This window comes from Thauera sp. SWB20 (assembly GCF_000831325.1).
Lineage (GTDB): Bacteria > Pseudomonadota > Gammaproteobacteria > Burkholderiales > Rhodocyclaceae > Thauera > Thauera aminoaromatica.
Genome location: NZ_JTDM01000014.1, coordinates 226930 through 246588, shown reverse-complemented (window position 1 = coordinate 246588; position 19659 = coordinate 226930). Strand labels below are relative to the sequence as shown.

The 19659-nt window shown below is 64.3% G+C and carries 21 protein-coding genes and 1 pseudogene; 16 read left to right on the top strand and 6 right to left on the bottom strand.

Going from position 1 to position 19659, the window contains the following annotated elements; all coding sequences use genetic code 11:
* A pseudogene (locus PO78_RS22185) lies at window positions 1–247 on the bottom strand (hypothetical protein); the annotation flags it as partial.
* Window positions 248–522: 275 nt separating this feature from the next.
* Between PO78_RS22185 and PO78_RS06110 the strand changes: the two are divergent.
* The 7 genes from PO78_RS06110 (at window position 523) to PO78_RS06075 (ending at window position 9231) form a co-directional block, all read left to right on the top strand.
* A complete protein-coding gene (locus PO78_RS06110; protein WP_052484374.1) occupies window positions 523–894 on the top strand; it encodes a hypothetical protein in 372 nt (123 codons plus the stop codon).
* Window positions 895–958: 64 nt separating this feature from the next.
* Window positions 959–2050 (top strand): hypothetical protein, encoded by a 1092-nt coding sequence (locus PO78_RS06100; protein ID WP_156147781.1) that lies wholly within the window; start codon window positions 959–961, stop codon window positions 2048–2050.
* A 17-nt stretch (window positions 2051–2067) separates the two neighbouring features.
* Window positions 2068–4641 carry a molybdopterin-containing oxidoreductase family protein gene (locus tag PO78_RS06095; protein ID WP_082047696.1) on the top strand — a complete coding sequence of 858 codons (2574 nt, stop codon included), beginning with the start codon at window positions 2068–2070 and terminating at the stop codon, window positions 4639–4641.
* A 10-nt stretch (window positions 4642–4651) separates the two neighbouring features.
* On the top strand, window positions 4652–5320 hold the full coding sequence (locus tag PO78_RS06090; RefSeq protein ID WP_043742740.1) for a 4Fe-4S dicluster domain-containing protein: 669 nt from the start codon (window positions 4652–4654) through the stop codon (window positions 5318–5320).
* Window positions 5313–6014 carry a TorD/DmsD family molecular chaperone gene (locus PO78_RS06085; protein ID WP_043742738.1) on the top strand — a complete coding sequence of 234 codons (702 nt, stop codon included), beginning with the start codon at window positions 5313–5315 and terminating at the stop codon, window positions 6012–6014. The genes PO78_RS06090 and PO78_RS06085 overlap by 8 nt, the downstream gene beginning before the upstream one ends.
* A 20-nt stretch (window positions 6015–6034) precedes the next feature.
* Window positions 6035–7894: a sensor histidine kinase gene (locus tag PO78_RS06080; RefSeq protein ID WP_043742736.1), complete on the top strand. Its 1860-nt coding sequence runs from the start codon at window positions 6035–6037 to the stop codon at window positions 7892–7894.
* Complete coding sequence (locus PO78_RS06075) at window positions 7891–9231, top strand: sigma-54-dependent transcriptional regulator (protein ID WP_043742733.1); 1341 nt, start codon at window positions 7891–7893, stop codon at window positions 9229–9231. Before PO78_RS06080 ends, PO78_RS06075 begins: the two co-directional genes overlap by 4 nt.
* Window positions 9232–9316: 85 nt before the next feature.
* Here PO78_RS06075 and PO78_RS06070 read toward each other — a convergent pair whose 3' ends face one another.
* The 5 genes from PO78_RS06070 to PO78_RS22175 form a co-directional block, all read right to left on the bottom strand.
* A complete protein-coding gene (locus PO78_RS06070; RefSeq protein WP_043742731.1) occupies window positions 9317–10105 on the bottom strand; it encodes a bestrophin-like domain in 789 nt (262 codons plus the stop codon).
* A 348-nt stretch (window positions 10106–10453) separates the two neighbouring features.
* Entirely contained in the window at window positions 10454–11545 is a 1092-nt protein-coding gene (locus tag PO78_RS06065) for an IS5 family transposase (protein ID WP_043742724.1), read from the bottom strand.
* A 194-nt stretch (window positions 11546–11739) separates the two neighbouring features.
* Window positions 11740–11973, bottom strand: a complete 234-nt coding sequence (locus tag PO78_RS06060; RefSeq protein WP_043742728.1) for a YdcH family protein — start codon at window positions 11971–11973, stop codon at window positions 11740–11742.
* 130 nt (window positions 11974–12103) lie between these two features.
* Window positions 12104–12526 (bottom strand): bactofilin family protein, encoded by a 423-nt coding sequence (locus tag PO78_RS22180; protein ID WP_231570634.1) that lies wholly within the window; start codon window positions 12524–12526, stop codon window positions 12104–12106.
* 38 nt (window positions 12527–12564) lie between these two features.
* The gene (locus tag PO78_RS22175) at window positions 12565–13110 is read right to left on the bottom strand and encodes a bactofilin family protein (protein WP_197068741.1); all 546 of its coding nucleotides are present in this window, start codon (window positions 13108–13110) and stop codon (window positions 12565–12567) included.
* Between the two features lie 54 nt (window positions 13111–13164).
* On the opposite strand from PO78_RS22175, the gene PO78_RS06055 reads away from it, so the two are divergent.
* The 9 genes from PO78_RS06055 to PO78_RS06015 all read left to right on the top strand — a co-directional run bounded on the left by PO78_RS06055 (window position 13165) and on the right by PO78_RS06015 (window position 19613).
* Window positions 13165–13419 carry a hypothetical protein gene (locus tag PO78_RS06055; protein ID WP_156147780.1) on the top strand — a complete coding sequence of 85 codons (255 nt, stop codon included), beginning with the start codon at window positions 13165–13167 and terminating at the stop codon, window positions 13417–13419.
* Window positions 13420–13809: 390 nt separating this feature from the next.
* Window positions 13810–14478: a helix-turn-helix transcriptional regulator gene (locus tag PO78_RS06050; RefSeq protein WP_197068740.1), complete on the top strand. Its 669-nt coding sequence runs from the start codon at window positions 13810–13812 to the stop codon at window positions 14476–14478.
* Window positions 14475–15035 carry a DUF6036 family nucleotidyltransferase gene (locus PO78_RS06045; RefSeq protein WP_043742725.1) on the top strand — a complete coding sequence of 187 codons (561 nt, stop codon included), beginning with the start codon at window positions 14475–14477 and terminating at the stop codon, window positions 15033–15035. Before PO78_RS06050 ends, PO78_RS06045 begins: the two co-directional genes overlap by 4 nt.
* 108 nt (window positions 15036–15143) lie before the next feature.
* Window positions 15144–16235 carry an IS5 family transposase gene (locus PO78_RS06040; protein ID WP_043742724.1) on the top strand — a complete coding sequence of 364 codons (1092 nt, stop codon included), beginning with the start codon at window positions 15144–15146 and terminating at the stop codon, window positions 16233–16235.
* A 51-nt stretch (window positions 16236–16286) separates the two neighbouring features.
* Window positions 16287–17072, top strand: coding sequence for a MetQ/NlpA family ABC transporter substrate-binding protein (locus PO78_RS06035; RefSeq protein WP_331454276.1), 786 nt, complete (start codon window positions 16287–16289; stop codon window positions 17070–17072).
* A gap of 4 nt (window positions 17073–17076) precedes the next feature.
* Window positions 17077–18156, top strand: a complete 1080-nt coding sequence (locus tag PO78_RS06030) for a methionine ABC transporter ATP-binding protein (protein ID WP_043742723.1) — start codon at window positions 17077–17079, stop codon at window positions 18154–18156.
* Window positions 18137–18793 carry a methionine ABC transporter permease gene (locus PO78_RS06025; protein ID WP_043742722.1) on the top strand — a complete coding sequence of 219 codons (657 nt, stop codon included), beginning with the start codon at window positions 18137–18139 and terminating at the stop codon, window positions 18791–18793. Before PO78_RS06030 ends, PO78_RS06025 begins: the two co-directional genes overlap by 20 nt.
* A gap of 162 nt (window positions 18794–18955) precedes the next feature.
* The gene (locus PO78_RS06020) at window positions 18956–19264 is read left to right on the top strand and encodes a type II toxin-antitoxin system HigB family toxin (RefSeq protein ID WP_043742721.1); all 309 of its coding nucleotides are present in this window, start codon (window positions 18956–18958) and stop codon (window positions 19262–19264) included.
* Complete coding sequence (locus PO78_RS06015) at window positions 19254–19613, top strand: helix-turn-helix domain-containing protein (RefSeq protein ID WP_043742720.1); 360 nt, start codon at window positions 19254–19256, stop codon at window positions 19611–19613. The genes PO78_RS06020 and PO78_RS06015 overlap by 11 nt, the downstream gene beginning before the upstream one ends.
* The last annotated feature ends 46 nt before the right edge of the window (window positions 19614–19659 follow it).

The following is a 19659-nucleotide window of genomic DNA, read 5'->3' as shown; positions in this document are numbered from 1 at the left end:
CGGACATGCCGCCCATGCCACCCATACCGGCCATGCCGCCCATGCCCGACATGCCGCCCATGCCACCCATGCCCGACATGCCGCCCATGCCACCCATACCCGACATGCCACCCATGCCACCCATACCCGACATGCCACCCATGCCACCCATGCCCGACATGCCACCCATGCCCTGCTGCTGGGCGAAGACGGAGCCGGCCATGGCAAGGGTCAGCGCGCTCGCGGCAACAACGATCAGTTTTTTCATGGCGATACCCATATCAACGTTGATTGAATGCTTGCTTGTTGCCTGGCATCCGAGGATGCAGGTGATCAGCACTCAGCAACTCCTGGGCCAGAACGGCCCCAAGAGCTATCAATCTGTTTACGACTTTCTTACTCACTGGACTATCCGGCCATGCAGAAAAAACTGATCGTCTGTTGCCGCGAGCGCGCTGACCCTTGCGCATGGCCGTGGCTCCCGTCTTCGCCTCATGCAGGCAGGGCATGCGGTGCGCACTGTGTCGGGCTCATGAGGTGGGCATGGGTGGCATGTCGGGTATGGGTGGCATGGGTGGCATGTCGGGTATGGGTGGCATGGGCGGCATGTCGGGCATGGGTGGCATGGGCGGCATGTCGGGCATGGGCGGCATGGCCGGTATGGGTGGCATGGGCGGCATGTCCGGCATGGGTGGCATGTCCGGCATGGGCGGCACGACCGTAATCATCAACATCCCCGCCGGTATGGCTGGCATGGGCGGCATGTCGGGCATGTCCGGTATGGGCGGCATGTCGGGCATGGGCGGCATGTCGGGGATGGGTGGCATGTCGGGGATGGGTGGCATGTCCGGTATGGGTGGCATGTCGGGCATGGGTGGCATGTCGGGCATGGCGGCCGACGCACCCAAGAAGTAAGCGGGACTGTTTGCCCTAGCTGGGCACGGGAAGGGGGCCGCCCCCCTTCCTCCCTTATTGGAGAGTGCCGGAGATGCGTCTTCCTGTTTTGATCCTTCTTCTTGCTGGCATCAACGCCGCGATGGCGGACGCGCCGGCTTATCCCGTTGCAGGCCTGCAACCTGATGCCAGGCCAGCAGGCGCACCAGTGATCCACCAGCACACGACCAGCGAGGCGGCAAAGACCCGTCTGCAGCGCGGAATCGTGCTGCCTGCACCGGCCACTCTGGCCGTCATGCGCGATCAGGAGGCCTGGTACACGCCCTTCGACCAACCGGGAATGCTCGGCTATTACGATCTGCGCGGCTGGCATGCCGCTGCACCAAAGAAGACCGCGGCGAAGAAGTCCGCCAAGCCCGGCGGCTCCGCCGAGCGGCCTGGCGAACACATGCGCGCAACGTACAGCCCGCTGCACTTCAAGCCGGCGATCGAGACGGCCACCGATGCACAGTGCCTCGCCTGCCATGCTGACGTCCTCGAGGACAAGCCGCTGGCGCGGAGTCCGGCCGGTGTCGCGGCCAAGGGCAGCCTAGCGTGGTACCAACAGGTTTCCACCTACCAGGGCGAACAGGACAGTTTCCACCGTCGTCACCTGGTCACGCCGCTGGCCAAGCAGCTGATGGATCTGAAATGTACGACCTGCCATCAGGGTCATGACCCGCGTGACGAGGCCCCGGGCACGTCGGCGAACACCGCAGCGCAGGGAAGCGGCGACTTCACCCTGCGCAAGGCCGTCAATACCGAGGCAATCTGCCTGAAGTGTCATGGCCAGCCCACCGACTACACGATCATGGGGCTGCCCGGGCCTTGGCACGAGGTGCGCATCGACATGCAGAACGACTGCCTCGCCTGTCACGTGGCCTTCCGTACCAATCGGCACCAGGTCAATTACCTCAAGCCCGCCGCGATCGAGGCCGCAGCCGAGGCCGGACGCGAGCACATGGCCGGCGGTGATGTGTGCTTTGGCTGTCACGGCGGCAGGCCCTGGTACCGCATCGCCTATCCGTTTGCACGTAACGCCTGGCCCGGCATGGCGGACGAGGTGCCCGAATGGGCCAAGGATCGCCCGACGCGGTCGGAAGCACGCTTCCTGATCGACAAACCAGCGGCCAAATGACAGCACGGGAACTCGCCATGAACAAGGACACACTCGCCGCGCCGATCAACCCGGCGCGCCGCGACTTCCTCAAGACCACCGCGGCGGGCGCCGCCGCGGCCGCCGCCAGCAGCTTCGTGGAACTGGCAAGCACGGGCAAGGAGGCTTCGGCCTTCGCTTACGAGCCCTACTACACCGACGACCAGCTCACCACCATGGTGACCAGCTGCGCGCACAACTGCGGCTCCCGCCACATGCTGGTCGCGCACAAGAAAGGAGACGTGATCGTTCGCCTGTCGTCCGATGACGGCCGCTACCAGGCAGGCGGCGCCTTTGGTTTCGAGACCGAGGCGGTGCCGCAGCTGCGCGCCTGCTTGCGCGGACGCTCCTACCGCGCGCGGCTCTACTCCGCCGAGCGCCTGCTCTACCCGATGGTGCGCGTGGGCGAACGCGGGGAGGGCCGCTTCAAGCGCGTGTCGTGGGACGAAGCGCTCGACCGCATCGCCAAGAAGATGATCGAGCTGAAGGACACCTACGGACCGACGGCCATCCTCGACCAGTCCTATGCCGGAGCCTCCTACGGTGTCCTGCACAAATCGGATCAGATCGAGGGCTTGCTGGCACGTTTCCTCGGGATGTTCGGTTGCCGAACCAGCTCCTGGTCCGTGCCAAGCTACCAGGGCACAACCTTCTCCAGCCGCACCACGTTCGGCACCATCGAGGACGGCAACGAGGACGACGCCTTCGCGCACTCGAAGCTCATCATCATGTGGGGCTGGAACCCGGCCTACACCTTCCACGGCGGCAACACGTTCCACTACATGCGGCTGGCCAAGCAGCGCGGCTGCAAGTTCGTCGTGGTCGACCCCCAGTACACGGATTCGGCGTCGGCCTATGACGCCTGGTGGATTCCCATCCGCCCCAATACCGACGCGGCGATGCTGGCCGCGATGGCGCACTACACCTTTGTCAATGAGCTGCAGGACCAGGCCTTCATCAACCGTTTCTGCCTGGGCGTGGACGCGGGCACGATGCCGGACTGGGCGCGCGGGCACGAGAACTTCAAGGACTACATCCTCGGCACCTACGACGGGCAGCCGAAGACGCCGGAGTGGGCTGCCGAGATCTGCGGCGTGGCGGCAGACGACATCCGCAAGCTTGCCGACATGTACGCCCGCACCAAGCCGGCGGCGCTGAAGGCCTCGTGGTCACCCGGGCGCAACGCCTACGGCGAGCAGTACAACCGCATGGCGGCGGCCCTGCAGGCAATGACCGGCAACATCGGCATCCTCGGCGGCTGTGCGGAAGGCGTCGGCAAGGGCTGGCACGCGGAAGCGGTGGCCTACCCCTATGACGAGTACGCCAACGTGTGGTCGGCTTCCATCAAGTCCGACCGCTGGGCGCATTGCGTACTCAACTACCCCGACGTGCGGCGCGAGGAGATCGGCCTGTGGCCGCGCGCTGACCAGTTCGACGGCGTCATCCCGAACATCAAGGCGATCTGGTGGCATGGCTCGGACTGGTTCAATCAGCTGACCAACATCAACAAGGAAATCGAAGCCATCCGCAAGCTCGAGCTGGTGGTATGCGCCGACTCCACGATCACGCCCTCGGGGCTGTGGGCCGACATCCTGCTGCCGGTGGCCACGCACTTCGAACGCCACGATGTCGCCTTGCCTTGGTACAAGGGGCACTACTACATCCATCGGCCCAAGGTCATCGCCCCGCTCGGCGAGTCCAAGAGCGACTTCCAGATCTTCACCGAGCTCGCCTATCGCCTCGAGGCCCTCGACCCGGCCCGACTGTCAGGTTTCGGCAAGCGCTACAACCCCAAGGCCGACCGCAGCTACTTCGAGAACGACGATCCGGTAGACGAGGCCTATCTGGTGGACTGGTGGCACCGGGTGCAATCGCACCAAGGGGTCACGATGAGCTGGGAAGAATTCAAGCAGCGCGGGGTATACAAGTTCGAATTCGCGCAACCGCACGTAGCGTTCCGCGACCAGATCGAAAAAGGGGTGCCGTTCAACACCCCGTCGGGGCGGATCGAGATCTTCTCCACCACGCTGGCCCAGGTCAGCGACTGGACCAAGACCCAGTACGGTTACCCGATCCCGGCGATCCCGAAGTGGATCGAGCCCTTCGAGTGGCTGGGCGATACCGGCAAGGCCGCGAAGCATCCCTTTCACCTGATCTCTCCGCACCCGCGCTGGCGCACCCACAGCATCTTCAACAACATTCCCTGGCTGCGGGAGACCTACCAGCAAGAGGTCACCATCGCAGCGCGCGATGCGGAGCGGCTCGGCATCCGCACCGGTGACGTAGTGGAGGTGTGGAACGAACGCGGCAAGGTGGTGGTGCCGGCCTATGTGACCGAACGCTGCATGCCGGGCGTCCTCGTGCTGCATGAGGGCGCGTGGATGGATCTCGACGACAAGGGCGTCGATCGCGCGGGTAACCCGGATTTTCTGACCGACGACCAACCCTCGCCTGCCGGGGCATTCGCCTACAACACCGTGCTGGCCGACGTGAAGAAGACGACGCTGGAGCATCGCCCAGGCTGGGATTCGCTCGCTACCGCGCGCTCGATCGTTTTCCGACGCGACTATTGAGGATGCGCTCATGAGCAAGAAGCTCGATATGGACGAAGTCCGCTCGGCCCTCGAACGCCAGGCGGCCCAGACCTACAGACCCGTCAAGCCAGCGGTACAGCTGGGCTTCGTGCATAACAACGTCGACTGCATCGGTTGTCGCGCCTGCGAGATCGCCTGCAAGGACAAGAACGGTCTCGCCCCCGGGCCGCGCTTCCGGCGCGTGATGTATGTCGAAGGCGGCCATTACCCCGACGTGTTTGCCTACAAGGTGAACATGAGCTGCAACCATTGCGCCGATCCTGCCTGCCTGCCCACCTGCCCGACCGGTGCGATCTGGAAGCGGGCCGACAACGGCGTCGTCGACATCGACTCCACCCTCTGCATCGGGTGTCGGCGCTGCGAGGCGGCCTGCCCCTACGGCGCGCCGCAGTGGGACCCGACCGAGCACATCGTGAAGAAATGCAACATGTGCATCGACGAGCTCGAGGCCGGGCGTAAGCCTTACTGTGTGATGGCCTGTATGATGCGGGTACTGGATATCGGTCCGATCGACGCGCTGCGGGCGGGGACGTACCCGACGACCGCGGTCGGCCCGGGAGACAGGGTCACTGGACAGGTCAAGGACATGGCGAACCCCGCGCTCACCGACCCATCGATCGTTTTCGTGCCACATCGCCGAGGTCGCGTAGATGAGTGAGCACGCGCGCTGGCCAGGGCAGGAGGCGGCGCAAGCGCTCGCCGCCGACGCCGACATGCTGAGTTTCCTGCATGCCAGCGAGCTCGACGCGGCCGTGCTCGAGAGCCTGCGTGCGGTCGGCTTTCCGGCCAATCTCGCGCTGCTGCCCGGCGATGCGATGGCCAGGGAGGCATGGCGCGCACTGTCTGCTGCGCTGCGCGAGATCCCGGTGCAACCGGACGCAGCCGCGCTGGATGAGCTCGCCGCGGAGTTCGCCGCGATCTATCTCACCGGCGCGTACCGGCTGTCGCCGTGCGAATCCTACTGGCTCGATCAGGACCATCTGCTCTACCAAGGGCCGATGTTCGAGCTACGCCAGCGCTATGCCGAGGCGGGGCTGCGTGTCAAGGACTGGCGCAAGCGTCCGGAAGACCACGTGACCCATCAGCTCGGCTTCGTCGCAAGGCTGCTCTCGGCGGCGCGGGGCGAAGAGGACTGGAAACAGCTCGCCAGCTTCCTCGACCAGCACCTGTTGCGCTGGATCCACGACTTCGCGCGTGCGGTGCACGCGCGGACGGGCGCCTCTTTCTATGCTGCACTCGCGGTGCTCACCGCGACCTGGTGCGCGAGCCTGCGAGCCTGCATCGACGTTCCACCCATGGCGCATGCCGAGCTGGCGGAAGCGCATGCCGATGCGAACGACGTGCAGCACTGAGCCCGAACGGAAGCTTGCGAGTGCCGATACGTGTCGTTGCGGCCCGCCAGGACAGCCTGGCGCGCCAGATGCTCTGGAGAATCCTGATTGTTGCGAGCGCCGCCTCGGTCGCGTTCGCGACGGTCTTCGTCGCGCTTTACCTCGATCAACTCAAGGCGACGCGCGCCGATGCCTCGCTCAACCTGAACCGGATGCTCGCGACCACCTGGGAAAACGCGATGCTCAAGCGCGACGTCGAGGGCCTGCGCGAGATCGTCTCCAGCCTGGGTGCGCTGCGCGATATCCGTGACGTCCTGGTCCTCGCCCCCAATGGTGAAGTGCGCTTCGCCTCCAACCCGGTCCGGCTCGGAATGCAGCTACCCGGGCTCGTGGCGTCGACAGCGGGCGGAATGGCCACGAGCCGGTTCGAGCATGGCATCGAGGGTGAGGAAGTGCTGCGTTCGATCAATCCGGTGCCCAACCGTACAGAGTGCGTGCCGTGCCATGGCCCGGTGTCGTCCTCGCCGATCAACGGCGTCCTCGTGATCGACTACGACGCCACCCCGGTGCGCCAGCAGGCGCTTGCGAGCGCCGCCCTGTTCGCGGCTGCGGGCGGGCTGGTCATCGTGCTCACGATCATGGCGGTATGGTGGTTGTTGCGCAGACGGGTGCTCAACCCGCTTGCGCACCTCGATCGCGCCGCAGGCGCGCTCGCCGCTGGCGATCTGAGTGCGCGCGTCGAGGTCGCCCACCTCGACGAGATCGGGCGCAGCGCACAGCGCTTCAATACGATGGCCGACGCGCTCCAGCGCGAACTCGGCCGCCACGCCGCGCACCGCAAATATCTGCAGGACCTCATCGATGGCCTGCCGGACGGGCTGCGCGTCATCCGCAAGTCCGACTTCATCGTGGTTAGCGCAAACCGGGCGTTCGGCGAGCAACTCGGCTTGTCCGCGATGGAGGGCCAGCCCTGTTACATCTCCAGTCACGGCCGCAGCAGCCCCTGTCCGCCCACGATGGTGCGGTGCCCTGTTGCCGAGCTGCAGGCGCATGGCCAGGTCCTGAAGTGCCACCACCGTCATCGGCGTGCGAGCGGCGAGGAGTTCGCGGTCGAGGTACACGCCGGCCTCATCGATGTCGAGACGGAGGGTGGGCGCGAGCGCTACATCGTCGAATCGGTCCGCGATGTCAGCCGCGTGGCAAGCATCTCGCAGGAGCACAGGATGACCGAACTCGGCTTGCTCGCAGCCGGCATTGCGCACGAGATCCACAACCCGCTCGGTTCGCTGCGCCTCGGCCTCGAGGCGATGGAGCGCCGCTTGCGCGGACGCCCCGAGCGCGACGATCGCATCGACGACTACCTGCGCACGATGGATGAGGAGATTGACCGCTGCCTGCAGGTCACCCAGCGGCTACTGATGCTGTCCCGCCCGCCCCAGGCTCGTGTTCAGCCGGTGGATGTCAATCCGGTGCTTGCGGACACCTCCTGCCTGCTCGCCTACGATGCGGAGAATCGCCAGATCGCGCACGTCCTCGAGGCCGACACGGCGGCTCCGCGGGTGTGGGCGGACGACGCCGACCTGCGGATGCTGATGATCAACCTCGTGCAGAACGCCCACCATGCGATGCCCTCGGGCGGGCAGGTGACCCTGCGCAGCCGCATCAACGGCGACGAGGTGCTGATCGAGGTGGAGGACACCGGGGTTGGCATCCCCGAAGACGACGTTCCGCATCTCTTCGAGCCTTTCTTCAGTCGGCGCGCGGATGGCGAACCGGGAACCGGGCTGGGGCTCAGCATCTGCCGCAGCATCGTGGACCATTACGGTGGCCGCATCGCGGTCGAGAGCCGCCCGGGCGAGGGCGCGCGCTTCAGGGTGTCTCTGCCCCGGGTGCTCGAATGAGTCGCAGCAAGGTCATCCTCGTCATCGATGACGACCGCGGCTTCCGCGGCCTGCTGACCGCCCAGCTCGCCGACATGGGCTACGACACCACGGGTGCTGCAAGCTGGGCCGAGGCGAGCGCCTGCCTCAAGGAGATCGAGCCTGACCTCATCTTGCTCGACATGAAGCTGCCCGACACCACGCCCGAGCGCGCAGTGCCCGAGCTCGCTGCCGAGTATCCCGTCATCGTGCTTACTGGCTACGGCAGCATCCGCAGCGCGGTCTCGGTCATCCACGCCGGCGCCCTCGACTATCTGACCAAGCCCGTCAGTCTCGCCGAACTCGAACTCACCATCGCCCGCGTCCTCGACAACGCCGAGATGCGTCGTTCGAATGCGCTCTACAAGCGTCAGCTGGCGGCACGCCAGGGATCGGGGCTGATCGGAAACTCGGCGGCGATCCTGGCGCTCGAGAGCCTCATCGACGCGGTCGCCCCGACCAACGCCACCGTGCTGATCCATGGTGAATCGGGCAGCGGAAAGGAGGTCGTCGCCAGCGCGATCCATCAGCGCAGCGAGCGCAAGAACCGCGAGCTGGTGACCGTCGACGCCACGACCTTGTCCGAGACCCTGTTCGAGTCCGAGCTCTTCGGCCACGAGAAGGGTGCATTTACCGGCGCCGACCGCCAGAAGAAGGGCCTGATCGAGGCCGCCGAAGGCGGCACCCTGTTCCTCGACGAGATCGGCGAGGTCAGCCTCGCCAACCAGGCCCGCCTGCTACGCCTCCTCGAGAGCGGCACGTTCCGCCGTGTAGGCGGCACCAAGACGCTTCGGGCCGACGTCCGCTTCATCGTCGCCACTCACCGCAACCTCGGGCTCATGGTGCGCGAGGGGCGCTTTCGCAGCGACCTCTTCTTCCGTCTCTCCAGCTTCGTGCTCACCTCGCCACCCCTGCGGGACCGTCGCGAGGACATTGCCCTGCTCGCCGAGCACTTCCTGACTCAATTCTGCCGCGGGCAGAAGAAACTGCTCGCGCGCGACGCGATCGCCACGCTGACCGCCTACGACTGGCCAGGCAACGTCCGTGAGCTTCGCAACGTGATCGAGCGCGCGGTGATCCTGGCGCGCGAGGCAGCGGTCATTCGTCGCGATCACGTCTCCATGCCCGAGCTGGAGGGGGCGAGCGTGCTCAACTTCAGTTTCGAGCACCCGCCGACGCTCAAGGATCTCGAGCGCAGCTACTTCCTGCGTACGCTCGAGCGCTTCGGCGGTAACCGCGCGCGCACCGCGGCTGCGCTCGGCATCAGCGAGCGCAACGTCTATCGGCTCATCGGCCTGTATGGTGGCGAGCTCAGTTAGAGCACGTTCGTTCACCCGCCCCTCCATGCAGAGCAAACAGTGAAGCCTGCCCTCGGGGGCAGGACTGGACAACCGGGTGTCAGGCTCAATCCATCATATTCAGAGCTTGGGAAACCGCCTCTAGGGGTTTGGGTGTGACGGAGGTGGGATCTTGGAATGGGTTGCCCTGGACCAGGACGATGGCTGCGGTGGGGGCTGCCGCGAGCGCAAAGAGCAGGACCGCGGCGAAGGCCGCTCGCGGGCGTTCGAGGTGCACCGCAGCGATCGACACCAGCGTGATGAAGCCGAGGAAGGCCATGCCCAGCCACTTGAGGGGATTGACGTGAGTCTGGCTCAAGGCTACGCGCAGGTCGCGGTCGGCGCGCGCGTCGCTCGCCCGAGCCAGCATCAGCGCCTGGGCGTTGCGCCCTGCGGCCTCCTCCACTGTGCGGCCGGCCAGCAGGACCAGCAGGGCGTCGGCGTGTGCAAGCACTTCCGGGTTCTGTCGGCGTTGTGCCAGATAAGGCCACTCGGCCACGCAACTCGTTGCGTAGTTGCTGAGCGCAGCGCGGACCCGGGTGCGCAGGGGCGCAGGCAGGGTGTCCGTGAGCGCCGCCACGCTGCGTAGCGCGTCAGCCTCACGATAGACGGCATTCATTGCTCGGTCGTGTGCGCTCCACGTATCGTTGGCCAGAAAGGCAAGGGTCAAGCCGAAAAGCACCCCAATGATGTTGATGAAGGGCGGAGCCACACCCTGGAACAACATCGCCCACTCGCGCCAGCGCGAAGCTTGGATGAACCACTGAATACTGACAGTGGCGATCAGCGTGCCGACAACCGCGATTAAAGCGAGGCCATAATGGTCATAGGCATGCCAGCTGGAGGACAGGGTCATGGCATATCCTATGGCAATCGGAACAGGAACGCTATTGTCCCTGCAGAAGGCCGTTCGTCAAACCCTCGACAACCAAGACCATACGGGCCTATCGGGGGCGACTAACCTGTCTTGACTCGTGGCGTGCGAAAGCTATCCGGTTTAATTAGGCGCCAAGGGGGGGGCGTGATAAGACTGGCAAGTTTTCGGGACTAGCAGCGTGATGCAAAAGCCGGCGGTACCGCGCCAGCACTGAGGTTCAGGTCGAGTTTCATCGTGACATCGCTTTCCGGAATCGCCTTCGCTCCGCGTTCGAATTGTCTTCGTGGCCGCAAGGGCGACCGCGAAGGCCCGTTTGTGCGCCTGTGCTCATGCCTTCACCTCCGAAACGCTCAATTTCGCGATTCGAAGCAGGTTGTATGCGGCACCGGAAATGAAGGCCGCCATCTGGGTCTTCGCCTGGCCGATGAAACGGGACTTTCGCAATCCGCCGACCGTTTTCAACCAACCGAAGATCTCCTCGACGCGCTTTCGCTTTCGTTGGCTGACCCGGTAGCCCTCGGTTCGGGTGGTTCGCCCATCCAGGCCGGGCGTCTTCCGATCCTTGATGCGCGCGATGTGCGGTCGCACCGCGTGCTCGCGCAGGTGCCCGACAAATTCCTTCACGTGATAGCCCTTGTCGGCGGCGAGCGTCTTGGGGTGAATGTGCCGTCGTCGTGCGCGAGTGAGCAACTGCCGCGCGGCACGGTGCTCGGCCTGGGTCGATTCCGTGATGAGGATATCGACGCACAGCCCATTGCGGTTCTCCATGAGCACATGCCCGCCATAGCTGAGCTTGGCCGGCTGGCCGTTGCCCTTGCGCATGAGTCGAGACTCGGGATCGGTCGTGCTTTGATGTGTGGCGTTCGAGCGCTTCTCGCCCTTGAAGTCGACCATCCCGGTGCCGTCATCACCGTCCTTGGGCGGGGTGCCATCCTTGGGCTTAAAACTCTTGAACGAAGCCCAGGCATCGATCAGCGTGCCGTCGACCGTGAAGTGGTCCGAGGACAGCAGCTTCTGCTTGCGGGCCAGATTGACGACCTCATCGAAGAAGCGTCGGGCCACGTCGGTGGCGACCAAGCGCTCGCGCAGGCGGCTGAAGTTCGACTGGTCCAGCGTCGGGCTCTCGAGATCCATGTCGAGGAACCAGCGGAACAGGATGTTGTAGTCGAGTTGTTCGCAGAACTGCCGGTCCGAGCGAACCGAATACAGCGCAATCAGCAATTGCGCCTTGAGCAGTCGCTCTGGCGGAATCGATGGGCGACCAGTCGAGGAGTACAGCGCGTCCAACTCCCCAGAAATTGCGCCCAGGGCACGGTCGGCCAAACGCTTCACCCGTCGGAGCGGATGATCCGCCGGCACACGCGACTCCGGCGAGAAGTAGTGGAACATCGAGGACTGGGGGTCGAGTTGGCCGCGCATCGTTGCAGGACAAGGAGTCTGGAGATACGTCTATGACAGGCAGCTTTTCGGATCGTTCACAGCCTTTTGCATCACGCTGCTAGATCCGAGTGATGCAGTTCGAATGCTACTCTGATGCCTTTTAAACCACGCCTTGGGACACGATCGTCCGTCTCGATAGGGCACCTTGCAGATCCAGAGCCCTCCAAGCAGGGCTAGGACCCAATGGTCCGGGCTGCGGCGGCTCGCTGCAGAACGGCGTAGAGCTGATCCTTCAGGCGGAGCTTCTCCTTCTTCATCGTCTCGACTTCTTCGTGCGTCCTGTGCTCGAGGTGCATCTCGATGTTCTTGATCCGCTGGTCGAGCTCGTTATGGCGATCGAAGAGTTGCAGGAAGTGACGGTCGGTCGTCTTAAGTTCAGTGATGAGGTCGCGATGTTCAGGAAACATGGTGAATGTCTCGCCTTGTCGAGAAAAATTCTGGATTACGGATCGTCGGTTTGAAGGAAGTGGCGCTCGTGACCGAGTTCGCCCTCCATGCAAAGCTGTGCTCAGCGATGAAATGAGAGCACAGCGTGTCTCAGGAGACCGCGCTGCGCATGATGCCTGATGGCTTCGGGCGTTCCACACGATCGTTACTCTCCAGTGTGCCTTCGATGCGTGCTCCGCTCTCAATCTCGATGGTTTGATACTTGATGCTTCCGGTCACGGTTGCGCCCGCGCGGATCACCAGATGCTTGACCGCTGCAATTGTCTGACCTGCACTACCAGCGAGGTCAATGTTCTGAGCGGTAAGGCTTCCGTTAATGCGCCCCGAGGTGCCGACCCTGATGTCCTGTGCAGCAACATCGCCATCAATCGCACCATTTACAAGCACACTACCCGGAGCATCGATTTTTCCATTTAGGCGAACCCCCTCGCCAATGATGAGCGAACCGGCTTCCCAGTCCTGATCCTGTGTCATGAATAATCCCTGGAGTTTCTGGGCCTTGAATTGCTTCACGCCGAGTGGATTTTGTTGGCGAGGTAACCGGGCGAGCCCTAGCCCCGCGGATGTTTTTCTGTTCCAAACAATCGGGTCATGAGTGACGTCCGCTGCTGCGTGTGCTCCTCTACATAGCGGATTTCTTCCCTGTCGAATGTCACCGCTCTGTGAATAGGTGCGGGTGCCGGCTCATTGCGATAAAGCAGGTTGCAGTTCAGAAGAGCCCCCGCCTCAGCGCGAAAGTCCTTGTGATAGGTCAGATCCCCCTCTAACGTGGCGCCGGCCCTTATGACCAGCTTATCGCTACACCACAGCGTGCCGCTCAGCGTCCCATGGATCGTTCCCATTTCACACGAAACATTGCCGACCACGGTTCCGCCGCTGAGCACGATGATCTCGGCGGCCTCAATTTCCCCGTCTACCCGTCCTTCAACGCGCAGCGTTCCCGGGACCGAGAGTGAGCCTGTTACATGTGTGTCGCGACCCACGACCAAGCAGCCATATGCGAGTGGCTCGTTGGCGGGTGGTGGCAGATCGGTCTCCTCCAATTGCACTGTGTCAGGGCCAAGCGCACTGTCGCGCGACTGAGGGCTCTGGCTCACAGCGGACTCCATGGCAGGTGCCTACGGCGCCGTTCCGAAGCTGTGAGGGGACATGTGGAAGCACGCAAGGCCGCGATCGAAATGGTCGGCTCGAGCCCTTGCCTAGAAGGGCTGCTGCTGTCGATTCTTGGGAAACGTCCGCCGGAGAAGTCCGACGCGTGTAAGAAGCTCATCAAGCAACTGCTTGACCTCGATTTGACCGAGCGGACCAGCTACGGAGCAGCCTTTTCGAAAGCGGTGCTCGAGTCAGCGAGGACGCGGCTCCCTGAATTGGATCGGCTGCTGCGCCTTTACGAGGGCCGACCGTAGCGCTGCCGTCAGTGATCCGAAATTCCCGAGGATGAAGTGCAGCGCCCGCAGCCCCCTGTAGGAGCGGCGCCAGCCGCGATCACAGCCGCCTCGCACGCACCACGCCCGCCGCCGCGCGCCCAAACCGCCCAAGATCGCGCCTGCCGGCGCTCCTACAAAAATCCGACCACGCCTGGCACCCACTGTAGGAGGGGCGGCAGCCGCGAACAGGGCGGTCCAGCAACCGCCGTCGCCGACGCACCCCAACCGCCGCTTTCGCGGTTTGTGCCGCAGGGCCACGACCCTGGCCAGCAGGCAGCTGCGCACGATAAAATGAGCATTGAAACGACCAAATAACGCGTTTTTGGTTAAAATACTGAGCAAATGACCACGTCAGAAATAAACATCATCATGGAACGCCAGCTGCTTCTGCAGTTGGGTGACCGGCTCAAGCGTCTGCGCAAGGCACAGCGGCTTGGCACGGTCGAGATGGCTGCGCGCGCGGGGATCACCCGCAACACGCTCCGCGCGGTCGAGTCTGGCGATCCGGGGCCGTCCATCGGCACCTACCTGCGCGTCATGTCTGTCCTTGGGGTCAGCGGCGAGCTGGCATTGCTGGCCGGAGACACCCTCCAGCCGGCGCCAGCGGACTCCGCGGCGGCGCGATCGCGGCGGGCAGCGCCGGTCGTGCAGGTACACATCTCGACCGACGACACAAGGCATCGGCATCAAGACCTGCAGAGCCTCGCACTCCACGAGGAGGCCGTGCGACGGGCCAAGGCCGATCCCGCCCTGGTGCAACGTGCGCTGGATACCGTAACCCGCTGGCTCACCACGGGCGACCCGCGCTCGGCAAGCCTATGGCTCGAATGGCGGCGCATCCTCGAAGCGGGTGCCTGGCGCAAAGTGCTCGGCCGCACACGGCATGCCCAGCAACTACGACAGGCCTCGCCACTCGTCACCATCCTTCCGGAGGACGTTCGCCAGCGCATCCTTCAGCAACTGAGCGAGCTCAAGAAGGGGGTTCTGATCGCCAGCACGCCGCCGGATGCGGACGCAAGCGAGGAGAAGCGCGCATGACCCGCGAAGAGCTCGAACACATCATCCGCGCCAGCGCCGACATTACGGACCAGTACGAGTTCGTGATTGTCGGAAGCCAATCAATGCTGGGTCCGGTGCCCAACCCCGAAGCGGAGTTCACCGTCTCAATGGAGGCGGACATCTACCCCCTCCAAGCCCCTGAACTCGCAGACAAGATCGATGGCGCCATCGGCGAAGGCTCCCAATTTCACCAGACCTATGGCTACTACGCGCAGGGCGTAGGCCCGGATACTGCCACCTTGCCAAAGGACTGGATGCACCGCGTGCATCGAGTCCAAAACGGCAATACCAATGACCGTGTGGGCTATTGCCTTGATGTTCTCGACCTCTTTCTCGCCAAGGCGAGCGCTGGCCGCGAGAAGGATCGCGAATTTTGCATGGCACTTTTCAAGCACGGCTACGCCACGCCGGCGCAGGTACTGGCGCTGGTGCCGACCCTGCCCCTCGACGGACAGCAGCAACGAAGGCTGCGCGCAACAATCCGACGCTGGGCCCAGACCCTGAGAGATGCCGGCCACAATCTTCCGGAGGACTGAGCGACGGGCGGCGTCGATAGCGTAGCTAGCAGCGTGATGCAAAAGGCTGTGAACGATCCGAAAAGCTGCCTGTCATAGACGTATCTCCAGACTCCTTGTCCTGCAACGATGCGCGGCCAACTCGACCCCCAGTCCTCGATGTTCCACTACTTCTCGCCGGAGTCGCGTGTGCCGGCGGATCATCCGCTCCGACGGGTGAAGCGTTTGGCCGACCGTGCCCTGGGCGCAATTTCTGGGGAGTTGGACGCGCTGTACTCCTCGACTGGTCGCCCATCGATTCCGCCAGAGCGACTGCTCAAGGCGCAATTGCTGATTGCGCTGTATTCGGTTCGCTCGGACCGGCAGTTCTGCGAACAACTCGACTACAACATCCTGTTCCGCTGGTTCCTCGACATGGATCTCGAGAGCCCGACGCTGGACCAGTCGAACTTCAGCCGCCTGCGCGAGCGCTTGGTCGCCACCGACGTGGCCCGACGCTTCTTCGATGAGGTCGTCAATCTGGCCCGCAAGCAGAAGCTGCTGTCCTCGGACCACTTCACGGTCGACGGCACGCTGATCGATGCCTGGGCTTCGTTCAAGAGTTTTAAGCCCAAGGATGGCACCCCGCCCAAGGACGGTGATGACGGCACCGGGATGGTCGACTTCAAGGGCGAGAAGCGCTCGAACGCCACACATCAAAGCACGACCGATCCCGAGTCTCGACTCATGCGCAAGGGCAACGGCCAGCCGGCCAAGCTCAGCTATGGCGGGCATGTGCTCATGGAGAACCGCAATGGGCTGTGCGTCGATATCCTCATCACGGAATCGACCCAGGCCGAGCACCGTGCCGCGCGGCAGTTGCTCACTCGCGCACGACGACGGCACATTCACCCCAAGACGCTCGCCGCCGACAAGGGCTATCACGTGAAGGAATTTGTCGGGCACCTGCGCGAGCACGCGGTGCGACCGCACATCGCGCGCATCAAGGATCGGAAGACGCCCGGCCTGGATGGGCGAACCACCCGAACCGAGGGCTACCGGGTCAGCCAACGAAAGCGAAAGCGCGTCGAGGAGATCTTCGGTTGGTTGAAAACGGTCGGCGGATTGCGAAAGTCCCGTTTCATCGGCCAGGCGAAGACCCAGATGGCGGCCTTCATTTCCGGTGCCGCATACAACCTGCTTCGAATCGCGAAATTGAGCGTTTCGGAGGTGAAGGCATGAGCACAGGCGCACAAACGGGCCTTCGCGGTCGCCCTTGCGGCCACGAAGACAATTCGAACGCGGAGCGAAGGCGATTCCGGAAAGCGATGTCACGATGAAACTCGACCTGAACCTCAGTGCTGGCGCGGTACCGCCGGCTTTTGCATCACGCTGCTAGAGGTCGCGGTGCAGGAAGCCGCCGCACAGGGCGTGAAGGTCGAGCTGGTCGAGTTCACCGACTGGAACACGCCCAACCTCACGGTCGCCAAGGGCGACATCGACGCCAACTACTTCCAGCACATCCCCTTCCTCGAGAACGCCAACAAGGCGGGCGGCTTCAACCTGGTGCCGGCCGCGATCGGCATCATCAACAACGTCGGCCTGTACTCGAAGAAGCACAACGCGCTGGCCGACATCCCGGTGGGCGCCAAGGTGGCGATCGCCGGCGACGCGGTCAATGGCGCGCGCGGCCTGCAACTGCTGGAGAAGGCCGGGCTGATCAGGCTCAAGCCGGGCACCGGCTACAAGACCACCCAGGCCGACATCGTCGACAACCCGAAGAAGCTCAGGATCATCGAACTCGAAGCGGTGCAACTGGCGCGCGCGCTCGATGACTTCGACCTGGCGCAGGGCATGCCGCATTACCTGAAGCTGGCCGGCACGATCGACCCGGCCAAGGCGCTGATCTTCGACGGCCAGGACCAGAAGGTGTATGCGCTGCAGTTCGTCACCCGTCCGGAAGGGAAGGATGACCCGCGCCTGCAGAAGTTCGTGCGCATCTACCAGACCTCGCCGGCGGTGCGCGCCGCGCTCGACAAGCATTCCGGCAAGTTCTACACCGCGGCCTGGGAGCACTGACACCATGGACCGGCTTGCAACCCGCATCGAGCAGTCGCTCGCCCACATCCGGCTGGAGGCGATCGGCAAGACCTACGACACCGGCCGCGGCGCGGTCACCGCGCTGGAAGACATCGACCTCGACATCCGGCGCGGCGAGATCTTCGGCATCATCGGCCGCAGCGGCGCCGGCAAGTCCTCGCTGATCCGCACCCTGAACCGCCTGGAAGACCCGAGCAGCGGCAAGGTGGTGATCGACGGGCGCGACATCGCCACGCTCGACGAGAGCCAGCTCGTCGGCCTGCGCCGGCGTGTCGGCATGATCTTCCAGCACTTCAACCTGATGTCGGCGAAGACGGTGTGGCAGAACGTGGCCCTGCCGCTGAAGGTGGCGGGCGCGAGCGCGGCCGACATCGAGCGCCGCGTGGCCGAGCTGCTGGAGCTGGTCGGCCTGACCGAGAAGCGCGACAGGTATCCGGCGCAGTTGTCGGGCGGGCAGAAGCAGCGCGTGGGCATCGCCCGCGCCCTGGTGCACCAGCCGGAGATCCTGCTGTGCGACGAGGCCACGTCGGCACTCGACCCGGAGAGCACGCAGGCCATCCTCGCGCTGCTGCGCGACATCAACCAGCGCCTGGGCCTCACCATCGTGCTGATCACCCACGAGATGGAGGTGATCCACGAGATCTGCCACCGCGTGGTGGTGCTGGAACGCGGCCGCGTGGCGGAGCAAGGTCCGGTGTGGCAGGTGTTCGGCGACCCGCAGCACGAGGTCACGCGCAGCCTGCTCGGCACCGTGCATCACGACCTGCCCGACGACCTCAACGGCCGCATCCACCCCGAGCGCAGCGCGGAAGCGCGCGCGCTGCTGCTCGACCTGCACTTCACCGGCGTCAGCCGCCGCGACCCCGACCTGCTGTCGATCGCCAGCGTGCTGGGCGCCGGCACCCGGCTCGTGCATGGAGGCATCGACCGCATCCAGGGGCGGGCGCAGGGCCATCTGCTGGTGAGCGTGGATTCGAGCGAACCGGCCGCGGACATCATCCGCCGCGCACGCGGCCTGGCCGACAAGGTGGGAGGACTGGGTTATGTCGCCCTTGCTCATTGATCGGCTGCTCACCGGCGCCTGGGAGACCTTCGTGATGATCGGCGTGTCGTCGCTGATCACGCTGCTGCTCGGCATCCCGCTGGCGCTGATCCTGGTCGCCACCGCGCGCGACGGCATCTTCGCGGCGCGCTGGGCCAACAGCGTGCTCGGCAGCGTGGTGAACGTCGTCCGCTCGATTCCGTTCCTGATCCTGATGGTGGCGATGATCCCGATCACCCGCCTGCTCGTCGGCACCAGCTACGGGGTGTGGGCCGCGATCGTGCCGCTGAGTGCGGCCGCGGTCCCCTTCTTCGCCCGCATCGCCGAGGTCAGCCTGCGCGAGGTGGACCGCGGCCTGATCGAAGCGGCGCAGGCGATGGGCTGCAAGCGCTGGCACATCATCTGGCACGTGCTGCTGCCCGAGGCCCGGCCGGGCATCGTCGCCGGGTTCACCATCACGCTGGTGAGCATGATCAACGCCTCGGCGGTGGCGGGTGCGATCGGCGCCGGCGGGCTGGGCGACCTCGCCTACCGCTACGGCTATCAGCGCTTCGACACCGACGTGATGCTGACCGTGATCGTGCTGCTGGTGGCGCTGGTGACGGTGATCCAGTTCGGCGGCGACCGGCTGGCGCTGAGGCTGAATAAGCGGAGTTGAACGCCCGGGCTGACTGGTCCGCGCCGCCCCTCCGCCCATACCGGGCGCAACAAACCGAAACTCCCGTCGCGCAAAAGGTGGCGGGAGTTTCTGCATTCAAGTCCTTATGGGCCGCCCTGGATGCGGCTTGATTTCTCCCATTTTGGGAGCCACAATCCATCCATGCGCATCATTGCAAAAAGCACCTTGCGAAAGTTCTGGCAACGTCCGGGGTATGACGACGCACAAGGCCCACTGGAAAGTTGGTATGACGAGGCCGCTCAGGCCAACTGGACTTCGCCTCAGGACATCAAGGCGCAGTACCGGAACGCCAGCTTCTGCGGCAACAACCGAGTCGTGTTCAACATTGCTGGCAACAAGTACCGACTGGTGGTGGAAATGCAGTACCGGGCCGGGATTGCCTGGGTCAAGTTCGTCGGGACCCATGCGCATTACGACAAGATCGATGTAGAGACCGTCAATGAATATTAAGCCGATTCGTAACGATGACGATTTGCGGGCTGCGTTCGCGCGCCTCGAGACCGTTTTCCAGGCCGCCGAGGGGTCGCCCGAGGCGGACGAGATGGAGGTGCTGGTCGCACTCATCGAGTCCTACGAGAACAAACACTATCCCGTCGGCCCTGCAGATCCTGTGGAGGCAATCAAGTTCCGCATGGAGCAACAGGGCTTGGTGGCGAAAGACCTCGAACCGTTCATCGGCTCGAGCGGCCGGGTTTCCGAGGTGCTGAACCGAAAGCGCCCCCTCAGCCTGCGCATGGTGAAGCGACTGCACGATGGCTTGCGGATCCCGTATGAGAGCCTGCTTTCGCAGGCCGCTTGAACAGCCCGGCTCCTCTGGGGCAGCGGGGCAAATGAAGCGCGAGCCC